Origin of the sequence: Desulfobacula sp. (genome assembly GCF_030611305.1) — a bacterium.
Classification (GTDB): domain Bacteria; phylum Desulfobacterota; class Desulfobacteria; order Desulfobacterales; family Desulfobacteraceae; genus Desulfobacula.
This window is the reverse complement of record NZ_JAUWQB010000002.1, coordinates 32319-52647: the sequence shown is the minus strand read 5'-3', so window position 1 is coordinate 52647 and position 20329 is coordinate 32319. Positions and strand designations below refer to the sequence as shown.

Annotated in this window: 17 protein-coding genes; 8 read left to right on the top strand and 9 right to left on the bottom strand. The window is 42.0% G+C overall.

Annotation, left to right across the window (positions count from 1 at the left end; all coding sequences use genetic code 11):
- Nucleotides 1-84: 84 nt before the first annotated feature.
- Genes QAI40_RS00695 through nadA form a run of 4 tightly spaced genes read left to right on the top strand, consistent with a single transcriptional unit; the run spans nt 85 to nt 4161 of the window.
- Entirely contained in the window at nt 85-1338 is a 1254-nt protein-coding gene (locus QAI40_RS00695) for an O-acetylhomoserine aminocarboxypropyltransferase/cysteine synthase family protein (RefSeq protein WP_299978341.1), read from the top strand.
- A 3-nt stretch (nt 1339-1341) separates the two neighbouring features.
- A complete protein-coding gene (gene metX, locus QAI40_RS00690) occupies nt 1342-2508 on the top strand; it encodes a homoserine O-acetyltransferase MetX (RefSeq protein WP_304511420.1) in 1167 nt (388 codons plus the stop codon).
- A complete protein-coding gene (gene metW / locus QAI40_RS00685; protein ID WP_299978347.1) occupies nt 2498-3112 on the top strand; it encodes a methionine biosynthesis protein MetW in 615 nt (204 codons plus the stop codon). Before metX ends, metW begins: the two co-directional genes overlap by 11 nt.
- Before the next feature lie 2 nt (nt 3113-3114).
- Nucleotides 3115-4161: a quinolinate synthase NadA gene (gene nadA, locus QAI40_RS00680; protein WP_299978350.1), complete on the top strand. Its 1047-nt coding sequence runs from the start codon at nt 3115-3117 to the stop codon at nt 4159-4161.
- Nucleotides 4162-4224: 63 nt separating this feature from the next.
- Here nadA and QAI40_RS00675 read toward each other — a convergent pair whose 3' ends face one another.
- Nucleotides 4225-6120: a hybrid sensor histidine kinase/response regulator gene (locus QAI40_RS00675; protein ID WP_299978353.1), complete on the bottom strand. Its 1896-nt coding sequence runs from the start codon at nt 6118-6120 to the stop codon at nt 4225-4227.
- A gap of 321 nt (nt 6121-6441) precedes the next feature.
- On the opposite strand from QAI40_RS00675, the gene QAI40_RS00670 reads away from it, so the two are divergent.
- The 3 genes from QAI40_RS00670 to QAI40_RS00660 all read left to right on the top strand — a co-directional run bounded on the left by QAI40_RS00670 (nt 6442) and on the right by QAI40_RS00660 (nt 9315).
- Entirely contained in the window at nt 6442-7446 is a 1005-nt protein-coding gene (locus QAI40_RS00670; protein WP_299978356.1) for a methyltransferase, read from the top strand.
- A gap of 72 nt (nt 7447-7518) precedes the next feature.
- Nucleotides 7519-8934: a pyridoxal phosphate-dependent decarboxylase family protein gene (locus QAI40_RS00665; RefSeq protein WP_299978359.1), complete on the top strand. Its 1416-nt coding sequence runs from the start codon at nt 7519-7521 to the stop codon at nt 8932-8934.
- Between the two features lie 255 nt (nt 8935-9189).
- The gene (locus QAI40_RS00660; RefSeq protein ID WP_299978362.1) at nt 9190-9315 is read left to right on the top strand and encodes a hypothetical protein; all 126 of its coding nucleotides are present in this window, start codon (nt 9190-9192) and stop codon (nt 9313-9315) included.
- A 17-nt stretch (nt 9316-9332) separates the two neighbouring features.
- Here QAI40_RS00660 and QAI40_RS00655 read toward each other — a convergent pair whose 3' ends face one another.
- The 8 genes from QAI40_RS00655 to QAI40_RS00620 all read right to left on the bottom strand — a co-directional run bounded on the left by QAI40_RS00655 (nt 9333) and on the right by QAI40_RS00620 (nt 19031).
- Nucleotides 9333-9824 (bottom strand): hypothetical protein, encoded by a 492-nt coding sequence (locus tag QAI40_RS00655; protein WP_299978365.1) that lies wholly within the window; start codon nt 9822-9824, stop codon nt 9333-9335.
- Nucleotides 9825-9890: 66 nt separating this feature from the next.
- Complete coding sequence (floA, locus tag QAI40_RS00650; RefSeq protein ID WP_299978367.1) at nt 9891-10877, bottom strand: flotillin-like protein FloA; 987 nt, start codon at nt 10875-10877, stop codon at nt 9891-9893.
- A gap of 18 nt (nt 10878-10895) precedes the next feature.
- Nucleotides 10896-11372, bottom strand: a complete 477-nt coding sequence (locus QAI40_RS00645) for an NfeD family protein (protein WP_299978370.1) — start codon at nt 11370-11372, stop codon at nt 10896-10898.
- A gap of 16 nt (nt 11373-11388) precedes the next feature.
- Entirely contained in the window at nt 11389-12849 is a 1461-nt protein-coding gene (locus QAI40_RS00640) for an NfeD family protein (RefSeq protein ID WP_299978373.1), read from the bottom strand.
- Nucleotides 12850-12915: 66 nt separating this feature from the next.
- Complete coding sequence (locus QAI40_RS00635) at nt 12916-16038, bottom strand: efflux RND transporter permease subunit (protein ID WP_299978376.1); 3123 nt, start codon at nt 16036-16038, stop codon at nt 12916-12918.
- On the bottom strand, nt 16039-17091 hold the full coding sequence (locus tag QAI40_RS00630; protein WP_299978379.1) for an efflux RND transporter periplasmic adaptor subunit: 1053 nt from the start codon (nt 17089-17091) through the stop codon (nt 16039-16041).
- Nucleotides 17092-17305: 214 nt separating this feature from the next.
- Entirely contained in the window at nt 17306-17791 is a 486-nt protein-coding gene (locus QAI40_RS00625) for a pyridoxamine 5'-phosphate oxidase family protein (RefSeq protein WP_299978381.1), read from the bottom strand.
- Nucleotides 17792-17816: 25 nt separating this feature from the next.
- Nucleotides 17817-19031 (bottom strand): PAS domain-containing sensor histidine kinase, encoded by a 1215-nt coding sequence (locus QAI40_RS00620; RefSeq protein WP_299978384.1) that lies wholly within the window; start codon nt 19029-19031, stop codon nt 17817-17819.
- 391 nt (nt 19032-19422) lie between these two features.
- On the opposite strand from QAI40_RS00620, the gene QAI40_RS00615 reads away from it, so the two are divergent.
- On the top strand, nt 19423-20328 hold the full coding sequence (locus QAI40_RS00615; protein WP_299978386.1) for a glycine cleavage system protein H: 906 nt from the start codon (nt 19423-19425) through the stop codon (nt 20326-20328).
- The last annotated feature ends 1 nt before the right edge of the window (nt 20329 follow it).

The following is a 20329-nucleotide window of genomic DNA, read 5'->3' as shown; positions in this document are numbered from 1 at the left end:
AATCAAGTAAATCTTGACAAAAGCCTACCACAATGTGATACTTATTGCTTCTTTAAACAACCTGACGAATTAAGGAAAACGATCATGAACAAAAAAGGAGATTATCATTTTGAAACAAGAGCGATTCATGAAGGGTTAAAAGACACCCCCTGGGAAGGAGCCACCCTCCCACCCATTTTTCAGACTGCGGCCCATTACCATGAGAGTGCGGACAGCTTAAGCAAAACATTTGCCGGCCAGACCCAGGACCATATTTATATGCGGTTGAGCAATCCCACAAACCGGTTTCTTGAACAAAAACTGGCCTCCCTGGAATCAGGAGCAGGCGCTGTTGTGACCGGCTCCGGAATGGCAGCCATTAACAATGCCTGTATGACCCTGCTTTCCGCCGGAGATGAATTTGTAGCCAGCAGATCGCTTTTTATGTCTTCATATACGCTTTTTACAAACATTTTTAAAAAATATGGTATCCGTGTAAAGCTTGTTGATCCGCTGAACCTTGATGAGATTGAGCAGGCTATCAACGAAAAGACGCGATTTGTCTATATGGAAACCATCACCAACCCGGGAATGGAAATTGCCGATATCAAAAGTATTGCTGACATTGCCCATAAAAGCGGAATACCACTTCTGATTGATAATACATTAGCTTCCCCCTGGCTTTGCAGGCCCATTGAACTGGGTGCTGACATTGTGTTGCATTCAACAACCAAGTACCTGTCCGGCCATGGTGCTGCCCTGGGGGGTGTGGTGGTGGATGCCGGAAACTTTGACTGGGCTCGGGAAAAATTTTCTGATTTTGCTCCTTTTGTTGAACAAAAAGGGAATCTTGCTTTTCTGCACAGACTGTTTAAAGAGTATCATGTCAACTTTGGCACCACTCCCGCTCCGTTTCATTCTTTTCTTACCGCCATTGGATTGAACACATTAGGCCTTCGCATGGAACGCCACATGGATAATGCAATTAAGGTTGCCCGTTTTCTAAAAGAACAGCCAAAGGTTGAATGGGTCAATTTTCCTGGGTTTGAAGACCATAAATGTCATGAAATCGCCAAAACTCAGTTCAATAATAAGGGCTTTGGTGCCATGCTTACTTTCGGGCTAAAGGACCAGGAATCCTGTTTCAGGCTCATCGATCATCTTGATATGATTTTAAACCTGGCCAATCTCGGGGACTGCAAAACCTTAATTATTCATCCCTACTCATCCCAGTACATCTCCTTTCCCGAAGACCTGAAAAATAAACTTGCCGATCCTAAACTACTGCGGTTTTCCCTTGGAGTGGAGCATGCCCAGGATATTTGCAATGATCTGGCACAGGCTCTGGAGGCTGTTTAACAGATGAGTGAGTATATCGACCAGGATCAGACCGGAGCTAGTGTGGGCATTGTTGAAAAACAATTCTTTACCTTTGCTGCCCCACCTGGCAGGCTGAAGCTTGAAGGCGGTGCCAGCATCGGTCCTCTCACCATTGCCTATGAAACCTGCGGGACTTTGAACAAGGATAAAAACAATGTCATTCTCGTACTCCACGCACTTTCAGGAGATTCCCACATGGCGGGATATTATGATCCTAAAGATACCAAACCGGGCTGGTGGGATATCATGGTGGGCCCTGGAAAAGGAATAGATACGGACAAGTATTTTGTGATCTGCTCCAATATTATCGGCTCCTGCTCCGGATCAACGGGTCCGGCATCCATAAATCCTGAAACCAGCAAAACGTATGGAACTCATTTCCCCCTCATTACCATTGGCGACATGGTTGAAACTCAAAAAGCTCTGATCGATCATCTGGAAATTAAATCTCTTTTATCAATGATTGGCGGATCAATCGGGGGCATGCAGGTTCTTGAATGGTGTGTCCGGTATCCGGATATGGTCAAATCAGCCATTCCCCTCGCAACAACCACACAACATTCAGCCCTTGCCATTGCCTTTAATGAAGTTGCACGGCAGGCCATCATGGCTGATCCCAACTGGAATGACGGACATTATTATTCAGGCAAAAAACCGGATATGGGTCTTACCATTGCCAGGATGATCGGACATATTACTTATCTTTCCGATGAGTCCATGCGCCTGAAATTCGGCCGGAAGCTTCAAAACAGATCTGCATTAAGTTTTGAATTTGGTGCCGAATTCCAGGTGGAAAGCTATCTTCAACACCAGGGCAACAAGTTTATCGAACGGTTTGATGCCAATTCTTTTTTATATATCACCAAGGCTGCAGATTACTTTGATCTGGCAAGACAATATGGTTCAGGGTCTCTTGTTAAGGCTTTTTCAAAATGTAAATCAAAATTTCTAGTCGTCTCTTATACCTCTGACTGGCTCTACCCTACCTATCAGTCAAAAGAAATGGTTAAAGCTATGAAAAAAAATAATCTGGATGTCAGCTTTTGTGAAATTGATGCTCAATGGGGGCATGATGCATTTTTGCTTCCCAGTGACAGGCTTGATAATCTGATCAAAGGCTTTTTAAGGAGTGCATCCCATGAAACCTGATCAGCTCAGATATGACTTGAAAATCATTGCCTCCTGGATTGAACCTGAATCCAAAATACTAGGCCTTGGTTGTGGAGAAGGAGATCTGCTTTTTTGGCTTAAAAAAGAGAAAAATGTCAAGGAAAGGGGCATAGAGATAGAAGAGGCAAAGGTCGTAAAATGTATTGAAAAAGGGCTCTCGGTTTTACAGGGAGACATTAATGAGGAAGTTGAAGATTACCCGGACAATGCCTTTGACTATGCCATCTGTTCCCAGACCCTTCAACAGGTCTATGAACCGCCAAGCCTGATCCATTCCATGATGCGGGTGGCAAAAATGGGTGTGGTCAGTTTCCCGAACTTTGGACATATCAAGGTCAGGATGCAATTGGCATTTACCGGCAGAGCACCGGTGACAAAAGAGCTTCCCTATTCATGGCATGACACCCCTAATATCCGGGTCTTAAGCCTGAATGATTTTGAAAAATTTTCCAGTCAGGTCGGATTTAAAATTCTGAAAAGGGCTGCCATTAATACAAGGAACAACCATCGCCAAGGCAAAATGGTAAACTTTTTGCCCAACCTGTTTGCCACCTATGGCATCTTTTTAATCGGTAAGGAATAAACATGGAAAACACTAAAGCAGACAAAAAAATAATTGATAAAATCATCAAAATCAAACAGGGACTTGGAAACAGGCTTATCATCTTGACCCATCATTATCAAAGAAAAGAGGTCGTTGATCTCGGGGACCACCGGGGAGACTCTTTTGGCCTTTCCCAGCAGGCGGCCGGGGACGAGAGGGCTCAATACATTATTTTTTGCGGGGTCCATTTTATGGCAGAAAGTGCGGCTATTCTTGCCAAAGACCACCAGACCGTACAAATCCCTGATATGAATGCCGGTTGCTGGATGGCGGATATGGCAGATGCATACCTGGTTGAAAAGGCCTGGAATGACGTTGCAGCCATTGTGGGAAACGATATTGTAACTCCCTTGGCTTACATGAACTCTGACGCCTTTATCAAGGCCCATTGCGGGAAAAACCAGGGGGCTGTCTGCACTTCTTCCAACGCGCCCAAAGCTTTTAAATGGGCATTTAGACAAAGAGAAAAAATCTTTTTCTTCCCGGATGAGCATCTTGGCAGGAACACAGGAAACCATCTCGGGATCCCGGAAAATGAAATGATTGTATGGGACCCTGAAAAACCATTGGGTGGCAATACTGAACAAGATATTAAAAAGGCCAGAGTCTTTTTGTGGAAAGGATATTGTCTGGTTCATACACGGTTTACCATCGATGACATGGAAACCATTCGAAAAAGCTTCCCTGACGCAAAAATTGTTGTACATCCGGAATGCACACAGGAAGTTGTCAAGGCGTCTGATGCAGTGGGTTCTACAAGTTTTATCGTCACCTATGTGGCCGATGCCCCAACAGGTTCCACGATCATCATTGGCACCGAAATCAACCTGATCAAACGGCTTGCCATGGAATATCCAGACAAACAGATTCTTCCATTAAAGGATTCACTCTGTCCCAACATGTATAAAATCAATTTAAAAAATCTTTTAGCCTGCCTTGAAAACATTGGGAAAAAAAACATTGTCAAGGTTGATGAAACAATAAAAAAGGATGCCTTTACCGCACTTGAAAATATGCTGAGCTTGTAAGCTTGAACGACCACTATTCCAGGGCTATCACAGTAAGCTTTTAACCTTTACTTTTAAAAATTATTATTTCCCAAGTTCTTCTTTGATCACAAGGCCGATTTTTTCAACGGAATATGGTTTTTTTATATATTGGCCTGCCCCTAGTTTCTGGGCCTCTTTTATCCTCTCGCTCTCTAAGAAACCACTTACAATGACAACCTTTTGACCGGGTTTTAGCTTTATAATTCTCCTATAAGTTTCAAGCCCGTCAATACCGGGGTCCATTATCATATCCAATAACAAGAGGTCATAAGAATAATTTTTCAAATATTCAACAGCCTCTTCTCCGCTTGAAGCAGTTTCAACTGTGTAGTTCAGCCGGGTCAAAATGGTTTTTACAATCTGTCTTTGTTCTTTTATATCGTCTACAATCAGTATGGTTTCTTGATTGCCCATGTATTCTTCGATAGGGACTGGTTCATTTTTCTTTACAATTTGCTGTCTTACAATTGGAAAATACAGATAAAATTTTGTGCCTTTGTTTTGGATGCTTTCAATATTAATATAACCGTAATGATCCTGAACAGTTCCCCACACGACTGCCATGCCAAGCCCAGTTCCACTACGTCCCATTATTTTTTTTGTATAAAATGGTTCAAATATCCTTTGCAGATCTTTACCATCGATCCCTATCCCCTTGTCTTCAATGGTAACAACAACAAACTCTCCTTCTTTTATCGATTCATATCCTTGTATGGGTTTATCAATATGCTGATTCCAGGTAGAGATTATAATTTCCCCTCCGGACGGTTGGGCTTCTGCAGCATTGGAGACCAGGTTCATGATTGTTGTTCGCAAGTGGATCTCGGACCCATTTATGTTAATCAAATTTTGAGCAAGGTTGGTTTCTATCCTAATATTAGTATAATATAATAACAGTTTATGATGTTCGGGAGACTTTAGGTAATCCACAATAATGTTATTCAGGTTTATTACTTCGGTAGCCATCACCCCTCGCCGTGCAAGAGTCAAAAGATCGCTAACTATGGCAGATGCCTTTAACCCGGAGGTGTGAATCAAATCCAAAGGCCTTCTAAGACGATGATCTTTGGGAAGGCTCATCAACAAAATCTCGGGATAAGATACAATCCCTGAAAGAACATTATTCAAATCATGGGCGACACCACCAGCCAGAAGACCTAAAGCCTCCATTTTTTCCATGTGAACAAGTCGTTTCTCCAATTGTTTTTTTTCTTTTTCAGCCTTTTTTCTGTCAGCGATATCAAGGATTGCCGTCTGGGTAGCAGGCTTACCTTCCCATGAAATCAAAGAAGATCTTATCTCACAAATTATCTCTTCCCCATCTGGTTTTACCAACCTTACTTCATAGGCATCAGATATTTTTTCCCCTTTTATCCGCCGTTGGTATCTGTCGAGTACATTTGCCATATCATCAAGATGTATAAAGTCTAAAAAAGAAGTTTCAACAATGCTTTCCAGCGTTAATCCCAGTTTGTTTCTTAAAGTTTTGTTGATAAAACAAATTTTACTATCTCTTACTACAACGATGCCTTCAGCAAGATTTTCCACTAGCTCCCGATATCTTTCTTCACTCTTTTTTAATGATTCCTCATGTACTTTGTTTTGAGTTTCATCAATCAGAAATGAAATCAGGGCCGGCTTTCCGCAATATTCAACAATCCGAGACCTGATTCGGATCCAAAAGATATCCCCTTTTTTACCTATGATTCTATACCTGAGTTTCTTAGAATGGTACTGGCCTGTCATTATATCATTTTGTCTGGTGATAATTTTTTCATGGTCTTCAGGGTGAATCAATTCAAAAAAAGATTTTTTTTCGACTTCTGTAGCTGAATATCCTGTAAATTTGTATGCCCATTCATTCATATGGCAAATATTGCCATCCTGTGTCAAAACCACTCCCAGAGGAATATTCTGGGCAATTAGATCACCTAACATCTTTACCTCTTAAAAAATTGGATGATTAAAAAAATCCTTAACTTCCAGTCAAGCATGATTATAAAATCTCCTATCACTTTTAAATCAAATTTACAAAACAAAAAAATGTTGGGAAGCCCAGCATCTTATATTTGACTTTAATTGTAAAAACTCCAAGGATTTTAATACAAGTCTTTACTTTCAAATCCTGAAGTCTTCCCACATTCCGTCTTGTTTGAAACCGGATTGTCCGGTATAATCCTTTTGTTCCATTCTTATGACAAAGCGAGCATCGGGATTAACGTAATTGACAATCCATATTTTTTAAAGAAAGGGGAATACATGAAACAGTTTAACTGGAATCCGGGAAGTCTTCTTGAAATGTCAGGATATTACTGGAAAACCTGCACACTTCACACCGGTGTAAAACTTGATATTTTCACAGCTATCGGATCAGATGCCTTATCTGTTGATGACATCAATGAAAAGCTGAAGGTAGACAGAAGAGGCCTTTCCATGCTGTTAAATGCGCTGTCTGCATTAGAGCTCCTTGTAAAAAAAGAGGGGACATATTCCAATTCTCCCCCAGCCTTAACCTTTCTTTCAAAAGACTCCCCGCAATATCTCGGATTTATGATCATGCACCACCATCATCTGATGGAGTCATGGCATAAAATGGACACGGCCATTATTGAAGGAAGGCAAACCAGGCGCAGGTCTTCCTTTTCCGATGAAAAACGGCGGGAAAGCTTTTTAATGGGCATGTTTAATATCGGCATGGCCGTTGCGCCCAAGCTGTCAAAAGAGCTTGACCTTTCAAGTTGTAAAAGACTTCTTGATTTTGGCGGAGGCCCCGGAACCTATGCTATTCATTTCTGCCTTGCCAACCCTGAATTAAGCGCGTCTGTCTATGACCTTGAGACCACCCGTCCCTTTGCTGAGAAAACAATCAATAAATTTAATGTTTCAGACCGGGTCGATTTCATATCAGGAAATTATATCGAAGATGGATTTACTTACCCCGGTGCCTTTGATGCTGCCTGGCTCTCCCACATCCTCCATGGGGAAGGACCGGAACAGGCTCAAGAAATCATTGGAAAGGCAGTTTCGGCTTTAAAGCCTAAAAGCAAAATTTATATCCATGATTTTATCCTGAATGACAATATGGACGGCCCGTTATTTCCGGCTCTTTTTTCCATCAATATGTATTTGGGAACACCAGAAGGCCAGTCATACAGTGAACCCCAAATATCCGACATGCTCAAAGCACATGGGGTAAAAAACATTAAACGACTTTCTTTTGAGGGGCCGACGCAATCCGGTATTTTAAGCGGTATTACTTCATAAATAAAAGCCTAGGTTCTGGCTTCATCAACAATGGCTAAAAGAAACGATATGATCTGCAAAATGGAGTAAGATATGAGTTTTTATGAAGACGGAAAAAGTGTTTTAAGTCACCTCGATGAATATTATAATCAAAGTATTAATATAGAAAAACCGGTCATCAGACAACTGACCATCAGCGAACTTCATGAAAAGCTAAGCCTTGCCACCCACCTGGAAAACGGGGATTTGTCCGGTGGAAGGCTTGATTCTTTCTTAAAAGACTATCTTGACAATACAACAAGGCTGCATCATCCGGGGTATTTGGCCCACCAAGTAGGGATATCCCATCCAACTGGAGCTCTTGGATCATTGATTGACGGATTTACCAACAATGCCATGGCCATCTACGAAATGGGTCCGGCGGCAGCGGCCATTGAATTTTTTATGATCAACTATTTATTGGAAAAAATCGGGTGGAAACCCATGCCCAATGATATTGAAAAAAGACTGTCTTTTTTTCATGGTGGCGGCGTGTTAACCCATGGGGGCTCTCTTGCTAATATGACCGCGCTTTTAACCGCCAGAAATCATCTGGACAGCACCGTTAGAGAAAACGGCAATCCATCTGATCTTGTTATCCTTGCCCCTGAATCCTCCCATTACTCAATTGCAAAGGCTGCGGGGATTATCGGAATTGGTGAAAATAACGTGATTCGCCTTGAGACAGATATCCATGGCCGTGTGATGGTTTCAAAAATAGACAACGCCTTTCAAAAAGCCGTCAACAATGGAAAGCGGATTGTCACTCTTGTTGCCAATGCCTGTTCCACGGGCACGGGCCTTTATGATCCCATTGATGAAATTGCTGATTTTTGCAGAGAAAAAGATATATGGTTCCATGTTGACGGTGCCCATGGCGGAAATGCGCTTTTTTCCAATAAATACAAAACATATCTTCATGGCATCCTAAAAGCAGACTCCATGATCATTGATGCTCATAAGATGTTAAGAACCCCTGGTATATGTGCTGCTTTGCTGGTAAAAAATGCTGCTGCCCTGGACCATACATTTGAACACAAGGCCAGCTATCTTTTTCATGAAAAAAAACAACCTGGGTTTGATTTTATCGGGCAGGTGATTGAATGTACAAAGGCGGGACTTGGTTTAAAATTTTATATGACACTTGCAGCCATTGGTGAAAAAGGAATGGAAGTCTATATTGACAACACATATGATCTTACCCGGCAGGCTTTTGAATACATAACTGCACAACCTGATTTTGAAGTGCCTGTGCGACCTGAAAGCAATATTCTCTGTTTCAGATTTAAGGCGCCCGATGATGTCCAGATCATGTTGCGAGATCATTTAATTGAAGAGGGCAGCTTTTATATTTCTTCCACTGAGTTAAATGCTAAACGGTATCTTAGAATTGTTATTATCAATCCTGCAACAAAAATGAATGATATCAAAAAATTGATCTCATCAATCCGAAGTGCGGCCACAACTTAATTTTCCTCTTCTTTCTTAAACGAATTGCAGTAAATAATTTTTGACTGGTTATATACCTTGATGTATACTTGCATTATATATTGAGCTTCATACTATTCTTTTTTCATTTGATCGCAAATTCAGTAATAACTTCAAATAGTTAACGTTTTATAAACTCATAACTTTTTTATATAACACCTAGCATTTATCAATAAGAAAGGATCAGCAAAAAGAACACCAAATCTTAAAGAAAATATTATCCGGACAAAAAAGGAAATGAGGAAACGGGCAGAAGGTGAACTATTAAAACGGGTCGATGCCATTCGCCAATATCTTACAGATCCTGACAGGGAAATATATATCTCCCATGAAAAAATATTTAAAAACTATATGGCAAGATAACATCCCGAAAAACTTTTCTATTTATCCTTCAATGCCAAGGGTTTGGACAGGATTTCAGACCAGATAACGGCATTTTGTAATGGATTGAATTTAAAACAATACTTTTCCCGCAAAGGATACAAAGGCTCTTTAATGTAAGGTTCTTGTACGGATCTTCGAGAGTGAATCCTCTTTTTTAGCGGGCGGTCTACTTCTTTAGGTTCAGGCTCCCTGAAATCAGCATCCTCACCGACACTTTCAAAGACAGGGGGGGATTCTTCATCTTCTGCAAGAGTTTCCCAACCCGTATCCTGTTCCTTAATCCCTTCCTTTTGTTGCCGGGCCTGTTCTTCAAGGTCCTTGACAAACTGGCGGATCTGCTCACCGATCCGATCAATTATGGATGGATTTTTTTTAATTGTTTTTGGTGCAGCCGTCTTTTTCTTTCTGGCCAGAATCTGCTTTATAAGTGACGGCAATACAAAAAAGGCCATGACAAAAAGAAAGACAATGATTTTATCAAAATCCATGGATCAGTCCTTTATTGGTCACCGGTCCCCGCCCTTTGAAAAGGTGAAGGGACCGGTTTGTTTGAGTTATTTTTTAGGGTCCTGGTCTGAGTCTGACTCAGGTGTTGCAATCTGGTCTCTCATTTTGGTATCTGCGGAAATATTCTGCATCCTGTAATAATCCATAATACCCATATTACCGCTTCTAAAGGCTTCTGCCATTGCCAGGGGCACCTGGGCCTCTGCTTCTACTACCTTGGCACGCATTTCCTGAACCCGGGCTCTCATCTCCTGTTCCTGGGCAAAGGCCATGGCACGCTTTTCCTCGGCTTTTGCCTGGGCAATTTTCTTGTCTGCCTCGGCCCGGTCAGTTTCAAGTTCGGCCCCTATATTTTTACCCACATCCACATCTGCAATATCAATGGATAAGATTTCATAGGCAGTTCCTGCATCCAGGCCTTTTTTCAAAACTGTTTTTGATATCGAATCAGGATTTTCAAGCACCTCCTTATGGGTTACAGCCGACCCGATGGTGGTCACAATACCTTCTCCCACCCTTGCAAGAATGGTTTCTTCTCCAGCCCCACCTACAAGGCGGTCGATATTGGCCCGAACAGTGACTCTTGAGATGGCTCTCAGCTGAATGCCATCTTTTGCCATGGCTGTCACAAGGGGGGTCTCAATAATCTTTGGATTGACGGACATCCTGACGGCCTCAAGCACATCCCGGCCGGCAAGATCTATGGCAACAGCCCGATTAAAAGTAAGTTCAATATTGGCTTTGTCAGCTGCAATGAGTGCCTGGACAACACGACCGACATTACCACCGGCAAGAAAGTGGGACTCAAGACTGTCAGTGGGTATTTCAATACCAGCTTTGACGGCCATGATTTTGGATTCAACAACCAGCTTTGGCGGAACCTTTCTAAGCCTCATAAAGATAATATTTAGCAGCCCGACCTTTGCACCGGACACCAATGCCTGTAGCCACAAAGCTATATATGAAAAAATAAAATAAAACAGTGCCAGGCCGATAATTCCTGCAATAATTAACAAAACGAACATAATATCCATTGTACCTATCTCCTATATTTAAAGTTGTTTTCCTACTATAATCTGATTACCTGTGACACCTGTGACAACAATTTTTGTATCCGCATCAATATATTCCCCATCAGTCACCACATCCAAACGTTGTGAGTTTATCTTGGCTATTCCTGCCGGGCGAAGATTGGTGACTGATTTTCCTTTCATATTAATATATGCTTCCAGCCCCTGTTTTTGTGAAACCACCCCGTCCTGTTTTGATAATTTCCGCCTCAGTGCCAAAGGGGACTTGGCCAGTATTTTCAATCCGACAATAATTAACAGGGGCACAAGGACAATGTCCAGGCCAATAAAAATCAATCCAGTTGTCGTGGATATGGTTGTAAATACAAGGTATAAGGAATAAAAAAACACGCTGAGTGCAATTGCCGACAGCAGCCCCAATGATGGAATAAAAATTTCAGCAATGACGACCAAAATTCCAATTATCTGAAGAAGAATGGGAAAGATATAGGGTTTCATTCAGGGCCTTTATATTTTAAGACGTTTTGAGTTTAACTATTACACGATTATGTTCAACCCTGTCAATCACAACCGGTGTTCCCCGGTCAATAAATTCAGCCTGGGTGATGGCATCGATTTTTTTATTGTTTATCATTACCTTTCCTGAGGGACGAAGAAATGTATGGGCAATCCCTGTATCTCCCGCTTTCAAACCTAAAGGCGTTGTGGAGTCTACATGAGAATTCGATAAAGTTGCCTCAAGATATGGTCCTTTTACTATTTTTGAAACTCTTGGCAAAACAAAACGAATCATGAACAGAGAAATTAAAAAGGCAAGCATAAAAGATCCCAATACCTGGGCCAGATTTTTCATCAACAAGGCGCCTTCCCAGGGAAAGGAAGGATCAGGAATCACAAACCCCTGAAAAGAAAGAACAAGACCTGCCGCAATCACTATCAAACCGGTAATACCTGCCACACCAAATCCGGGAAGGACAAACACCTCTACACCAAGAAGCAGAACACCGATCATCAGGAGCAGCAATTCCGTATAGTCGGCAAGACCCACCAGGTATTGACCAAAAAAGACCAGGCCAAGACATGTAATACCGACAATTCCGGGTATGCCAAACCCGGGGGCCTTTATTTCCGTATATATGGCACCGATTCCTATGAGCATAAGTATTGGTAAAAACGGCTGCAAAAACCTTACAAAGGTTTCAGACCAGGATTCTTCAATAGTAATGATCTGGGTTGATTCATAGCCTAAAATTGAAAGCACTTCCTCTATATCGTTAACACTTTTTTGAGAAAATCCAAGATCAACGGCTTCAATATCATCCATGGTTAAAAGCTCTCCCTTGGCCACAATTGTCTTTTTAGATGTGATCTTTTTTTTCTCATCTTCTGTCAGGTCGTCATAGGCTTTTTTCCTCATAAAACTTTTTTGGCCGTCCATAACCACCTCATAGACTTCCATATCAATAGTGACCATGGACTCTGCCAGAACTACAGGATAATTGTTTTTCTTTGCCAGGGCACGAAATTTTGCCCTGAGAACAGTTTGAATTTTTTCTCCGGCCATTTTCTGGCCTTCCTGGGTCTGGATGATGGGAGCACAATCCCCCAGGATGGTATTATCTTTCATAAATAACAGATTTGAGGAAAGCGCAATCAGGGCGCCTGCGGAAATGGCTCTTTTTTCCACAAATGCAATGGTTTTACCTTTTGGGACATTGGAAATCGTGTCCACAATCTCCAGTGCCGAATCAACCCTTCCGCCAAATGTATCCATTTTAAACACAAAAACAGCATCTGTTTCGTTTTTGATCTCTTCCAATGCTCTTTTGACATAGGCAGCCATGCCCGGTTCCACCGTTCCTGAAACAGGGATGATATAGATTTTTTGCTTGTTTTGAGAAGCATAAATAGTGTTTCCCAAAAAAAGAAACCAAAAACCGGCCAGGATAAAAATTAAATATTTTTTTTGATTCATTTGAGCTTTTCTCTTTAAAATAAAGGACTACCTTATTTTACAAGATAAATAATTTTCCCTTTAAGGTCAAGAGAGCTGTTCTGAGTTCTTGATTTTATCTGTTTCGGAATCAATGACAAAAACGAGCAGGGAAGGGATCACAAAGAGGGTAAAGACCGTTGACATGGCGATACCGCCAAGCAGAATCGATCCCAGTCCACGATACAGTTCGCTGCCTGAACCGGTAGACAATACCATGGGCAGCATGGCCAGAAGGCTGGTTGTGGCGCTCATGAAAATAGGTCTGATTCTGATTTTGACAGCATTTGCCACTGCTTCTTTTCCGAAGAGGCCGTTATAACGGACATTATTCAATGATTGGTGGACAATAAGAATCGCATTGTTTACCACTGTACCGATTAAAATAATAAACCCCAGCATGCTCAGGACATCAAACCCCTGGGGAGCAATAAAGGTGTTAACCGCATAAAGCCCGACAAAACCGCCAGCCGCAGCCAGGGGTACGGTGAAAAGAATGATAAAGGGATATAAAAAGTTTTCAAACAAGGCTGCCATCAAAAGATAGGTAATGATCAAAGCCAGAAGAAGGTTCCACTGAAGAGCCTGCCGTGTCTCCACAAGTTTGTCTGCATTGCCGCCCACACCCACCCTGACATTTTTGAGTTTTCCTGTCTTTTCCAAAGAAGGGATAATATCATTTTCAATCAGCTCCATGGCACTCTGTAGGGCCAGATCGGCAGGCGGGGTAACCTGCAGGGTAATGGTACGGCTGCGCTCCAGGTGATTTATCTGGGGCATGCCCTCTCCATATTCTATCCCTGCCACATCCCTGACCCGGATCAGATCTCCAAAGCTGTTGACAATGGTGGAGTTTAAAATATCTTCCGGCGAGCTGGCAAAAGAGGGCCGGCCTTTGAGTACCAGGTCAACCTGTTTGATTCCCTCGGGACGATATTCCTCAATTTTACGGCCATCCATCAGAATATCGACATATACACCCAAATCTTGGGCTGTAAGACCATTGGCAGCCAGTTTTTCCTTATTTGGAATGATTTTTACTTCAGGATAACTGGCTTCAAGGGATGGCACGGGGCGGACCTGGGTGTTTTCCATTTTTGCGGTTATGGTCCCGAAAAGAGCATATGCTGCCTGGATAATATCATCCATACCCTTTCCTGAAATATTGACATCCACTGTTCTGCCTTTTCCAATACCAGACTCGAAAATTCCCGCCTGAATGCTCACGCCAAAGACCCCGGGAATTGAGCCCATTACCCGGCTGAAAAGGGGGATGAGCTCTTTGGCACGGGTTTCATGGGTGCTGATCCCGCCAAAAAGAGTGATACGATCAGCGCCCACAAAAAACATATGTTTAATCTGGGGGAACCCATCTTTACCATCTTCTTTGAAATAAGGTTCTGTTTCTTTGTATATATATTTACCCATGCTTTTGAGTTTTTCTACAGAATAGCCAGGCGGTGGAATGAGAATATTTAAAATAAGGTTTCTGTTGCCCTGGGGCAGATATTCGGCACTTGGCAAAAGATAGAAGGTCAAACCAATGGAAAGACTTGTAAATAAAATAATGGTTGCCAGCCGGGTAAGGGTATTTTTCATGCACAGGGTGCTTAATTTCAAAATCCCGCCGGCCAGAAGGGAACCCACAACGCTTTTTTGCAGCCACCCGGTTTTGATATTGTTTTTTTTCCTGTAAAACAGATTAAACAGGGTTGGAATCACGGAAATGGAAACAATGAGGCTTAAAAAAATGGAAGAAGTAATGGCAATGGCAATATCCCGGAACAATTGCCCTGCCTCTTCCTGGATAAAAATGACCGGCAAAAAAACAGCCACAGTGGTTGCAGTGGAAGCAAGGACTGCCCCCCACACCTCTTTTGTCCCTTCATAGGCAGCATCAAAAGCGCTTTTGCCAGTCTTGCGGTGCCGGTCAATATTTTCCAATACCACAATGGAGTTATCCACCAGCATGCCCACGGCAAATGAAATCCCTGCCATACTAACAACATTCAGGTTCCTTCCCAGCAGCCATAGAAAAACAAAACAGCCAATGGCAGAAATGGGAATGGCAATGCCCGTGATCAATGTGGTCCTTACACTTCTTAAAAACAGCAGAAGAACACAGATGGCCAGTAGGCTGCCGATGAGGATATTGCGTTTAACCAGGTTGGTGGCAGTATTAATGTATGGCCGTTGATCATAAACCATTTTCAAAATCAGCTTGTTGTCAGCAAGGATGGTTTTATTCAAATCATGAACCGCTTTTTCCACGGCATCTGTCATGCTAAGAACATTGGCTCCCTTTTCCTTTCTCACTGCAACCACAACCACCTGTTCTCCACTGTGCAGTACTGAGGCATCTTCTTTTTTATAGCCTTTTTCAACCTGTGCCACGTCTCCAAGGTATACCCGATTTATTCCATCATCAAAAATGACCACATCAAGGGCATCCTCCGGGGTTTGAAACTGGCTTATGGTCCGGATGCGATAATTTTTCTTGGCCATGCCCAGAATTCCTGCGGAAATATTCTGATTTGCTCTGCGGATGGATGCAATGATCTGGTTGATGGACACATTATAACGGGCCATTTTCTGGGCATCAATGATCACATCCAGAGTGGTATCAGTGCCTCCAAATACAAGGAGAGAGCCAACTCCGTTAACCCGCTCCAGATGCTGCCGGACATTATCTTCAAAAAAAGTCTTGAATTGATTGATAGGCTCTGTGTTGCCTGGTATTGTCTTTAAGACCATCCAGATAATGGGAGAACTATTGGCCCCGGAAGACTCTATGGTCGGCCGGGTTACGTTTTCCGGATAATTGCCCACCTCGGACATTTTATTGGACACCCTAAGCAAAGCGTCATCAAGGTTAGTTCCGATTTTAAAGGACAGAGTGATGGTACCCAGGCCGTTGTAACTGGAACTCTCCATTTTGGTGAGACCCTGCAGTCCTTTTAAAACTTTTTCCTGCTTTTCAATGAGCTCTTTTTCAATTTCATAGGGTGTGGCACCATACCAGGCCGTGTTCACGGTAATCAGCGGGGTTTCGACATCAGGCGTAAGCTGGACCGGAAGCTTTTGAAACCCGATAAGACCGAACAGAACCGTCAGGATGACGCCCACTGCCACAGTTACGGGTTTATGGATAAAAAAACGGATAATATCCATCTAATCTTCTCCAACAATGGTAACGGACTGACCAGGGCGCAATCGTTCGTTCCCTTCAACTATTACGGGCAGACCCTCTGTAAAATGCTTATTATCCGCACCGATCCTGTTACCCAGATAGGTCACGATATTTACCGGCAACTGAACCGCCTTTTCTTCTTTTATCGTATAAATAAAATCCTTCCCCTGAAACTTGATTAATGCGTCTCTTGGGATAATGGCCAATTTTTGTCTGCTGCCAGTGGAAATAAACACAGTGGCCGACATGTTCTGCGCCACCTTGGTTAACATGGGAATCCGTATTTTTATGAAAACATTTTTGGTTTTTGCATCCGCTATCGGAGACAGATTATCAATGGTTCCAGTCATTTCTTTGTTATAGGCGTTGATGGTTACCGGTACGCTTTGACCGATGGAAACAAACTTCAACAAAGTTTCCGCCACAGGTACTTTTATAAAAAGGTCATTTATGGACCCGATACTGGCAAGTGGTTTCCCCTGCTGGACCCAGTCTCCTGAATCCACATTTTTTTCAAGAATAATGCCGTCAAAAGGAGCATTAATCACACTTTTTCTTTTTTGAATCATCAATTTTTCCAGAATTATTTTGGCAGACATTTTTTTTAAAAGGGCCTCTTGATAAACAAACCTGGCATCATCATAATCTTTTTCACTGATCCCGCCTTTTTTATATAAAGACTCCATTCGTTCATAATTCTTTTTTGAATGGGTTATATAAAGTTCAGCCTGATCAATCTGGTTTTTGCGAATTAAAATTTCTTTTTCAAGTATTTCAGTGTTCAGATATACCAGAGGCGTTCCTTTATTAACCCGATCGCCGGCCTTGACATCGATTTGGGTTACCAGTCCGGAGACTTCTGAAGAGACATGACTGATCCGTTCATAATAAAGCGTACCGATAAAAGACCGATTCTGGGCCACCTTTTGAAAAACAATTTTTGAAATGACCACCCTGGCAGGGGGCTGCTCCCGGGCGTAAACCATGGAGCCATTAATGATGACCAGAACCAACAGAGCTTGAAAAATACGCATACATCCTCTCATTATACTATTAAAATTTCATTTTCCATCGTTCCCATATTATTTGAACCGGCTTTTGACCGGGATAATACCTACCACCACGACCTTGAAACAAAAAATATAAGTTAATTTTAGAATAGTTATTTTTTACCGGAATAAAAGTCAAGATTAAAAAGACGCTGTCTTGCTCATTAAGAAATAAAACTTGTGAGCTTTACAAAAATGGTCAGACTATTTTGTTCAAATCTATTTTTATTCTCTTATCGGTTGTTCTGGAATTGTCTGACAGAAAAATTTTATCCGGATGAAAGCAATAGAGATGTGATTTGAATTTTTCTAAAAAAAAGTGCTTGTTTTCAATTATCTGGTGACCGAATATCTGCTTTAAAAAACTGAACTTGGCGACATATTTTTTGACAATCGTGAGATATAATTTTTTTTTTGATACTTTCTCAACCCCCCCTGACATCTGGAATCCAAAAATTTGGTCCATCCGGTCTGAGTCCTGAAAAATAGAAGCAGAAATGATTTTCTGATCTTTTGCGTATTGTATATGCCTGGAATTTTCATTGGAAAAAAAATAGAAGGCATTGTCGTGAAACACAAAATAGACCGGGGATGACCACGGGATATCATTATCTGAAACAGCAAGGGTTAGGACCCTTGTTTCCCTGATAAGACATCTTGCTTTATCTTTAATTTCTTTTTCCAAATAGTAATCCGTGCCATCATAGATATTAGGTGGTTAATTTATCCGGTGGCGTGCCCGTGGACAAAGGGAGATTTGATTTTATTTTTTGGGGATCCAGCTCCTGGTAAAGGGTGATTGAAAAACAGGTTCCCTCTCCTGATACAGAATCCACATAAATCTTCCCACCGTGTTCCTGGATAATCCCATATACCACAGAAAGGCCCAGCCCCACACCTTTGCTTTTTTTCTTTGTGGTAAAAAAAGGTTCAAAAATTTTTGATTCGGTTCCCTTTTGGATACCAGACCCGGTATCTTTAATCTGCAATCCAATGGCTTTTTGATTTTTTTTACTAAAGGTTTTAATAGTCAGGTACTTTGTCCTGGAGGTTGACATGCTTTCCACAGCATTGGAAATCAGGTTCATCAGCACCTGCTTTAACTGATCCTCAGAACCGCTGATCAAAGGCAGGTTATGTTCAAGTTCTTCTATGATACGGATGTGGCTTATTTTTAGAAGGTTGGAATTTAATAGCAAAGTCTGTTCAATCAGATCGTTGACATCAAATTTGGTCAGTTCAATTTTCGACTGACGCGCAAACACCAGAAGATTACTGACAATACGGCTGATCCTTCGTGTTTCAGTCTCCATCAGTTCCAGGTATTGTAAAAAAAGATCAATCATTTTTTGATCAATAGTGTCTTCTTTTAATATCCGTTTGCTGAGTATCACAAGATTTAATATGCCGGCAACGGGGTTGTTGATTTCATGGACAACAGACGAGGATAATTTGCCCAAAGAGGCCATTTTATCCTGGTGAAGAAGCCTTTCATGGGTTTCTTTCAACTGGCGGGTTCTTTCCTCCACTATTTTGACAAGATAGGCTTCGTCCAGCTTACGCTTGGTAATATCCCGGCTGATTTCAATGAATTTAGCAATCTTTCCTTTTTTTTCCCAGATGGGGAATATGGTCAACTCCGTGTACCGGGGTTTGTTATCACTGTCCAGCCTTGTCAGCTCAATCTGGCAACGTCTTTTATTCCTGATAACTTCTTCAAGGGGGCATATATTGTGACAATTGCTGGGTTTCCTTTTATCCTCCTTTAGCACTTCAAAACATTTTCGGCCGATGACATCCTCTCTGGAACATCTCATATGTTTTAAAAAAGCCGCATTTGTTTCCAGGATCTCCCTTTCCGGGGATATGATTAATACAAAATCTTTAATACCACTGAGAATGGTTTGTAACTCTTTTTGAGGCATTTTTACAATCACATCCTTTTAAAAAAGGGTTATAAGCAATCGGAAATATAGTTAATTTTTAACACGGGATGAATTATGAAAGCAAGGTTCTGATAAAAAATAAAGTGTTGGAAAATTAGAATCCTGTGTTGGAAAATTCAACGGCATTGAAAACGCCTGCTGATGAATGGATTTCATCGCCTTGATTCGCAAGGAACATTATGGGCTGTGGTAAAATTCTACAATTTAAAATGTCGGTAATCTGCTGCATTTATTTGTCAGCACATCTCAAATCCCTCAACTCGCGCGGGTATCAATATTAAATTTGTCTTTTTTTTCAGGCTGGTATTCTTTTTGCTCTCTTAAATAGGCAAAAGAACAAAAAAATAAATCATAAAAAGGAGAAAAGACAATGACACAATTAATGAGAACCAAAAAATCCGAAAACATCTGGAAAGCCCAAAAAGACAAAAACGATCATCCCTGTATCTGGATGCAGGCAGGCGTTGCAAAGAAAAAAAACTGTAATAATTTTTATGATTGCACCAATTGCAAGTACGATGATTCCATGGCCAAAATGGCAAAGGCCGGCAAACACATCTCCTGGCAGGAGGCCTTGAGAAACAGGGACAGCACGGACAGAACCTGCAGGCATGCGCTGACCAACAGGACCGAAAACAAGATCTGCCCCATGAACTACAATTGTCAGCGGTGTGATTTTGATCAGTATTTTGAAGACATCCTTTCCCCGAAAACCGGTCATTCCATGGTGGTTATGAAAGATGTCAAAGGCTTTGATATTGCCGACGGATATTATTTTCACGACGGTCACACATGGGCCAGCATCGACAGCGGCGGCCTTATCCGTATCGGGCTTGATGACTTCTCCTTCAAGGTGCTGGGTGGCCCGGACGCCTTTGACCTGCCCCTGACCGGCCAGGAACTGAACAAAGACAAGGTAGGCTGGGGCTTGAAAAGAAAAGAAAACCTGGCCGATATTCTTTCCCCTGTGAACGGGGTCATCACTGAGGTCAACAACAATATCAGAAAATCGCCGGATCTTTCAAAAAATCATCCTTATGGTGACGGATGGCTCTTTACCATTCACAACTCCGATATAAAAGGAGCCGTAAAAAATCTTATGGCCGACAACGACAGCATGGAATGGCTGGGAGAGGAAGTGACCACCCTTGAAAGCATGATTGAAAAAGTAACAGGCCCTTTGAGCGCAGATGGCGGTCTGTTAAAGGCAGATGTATACGGAAATCTGCCGACGCTTGGCTGGCATAACCTGACCCGCACCTTTCTTAGAACTTAAA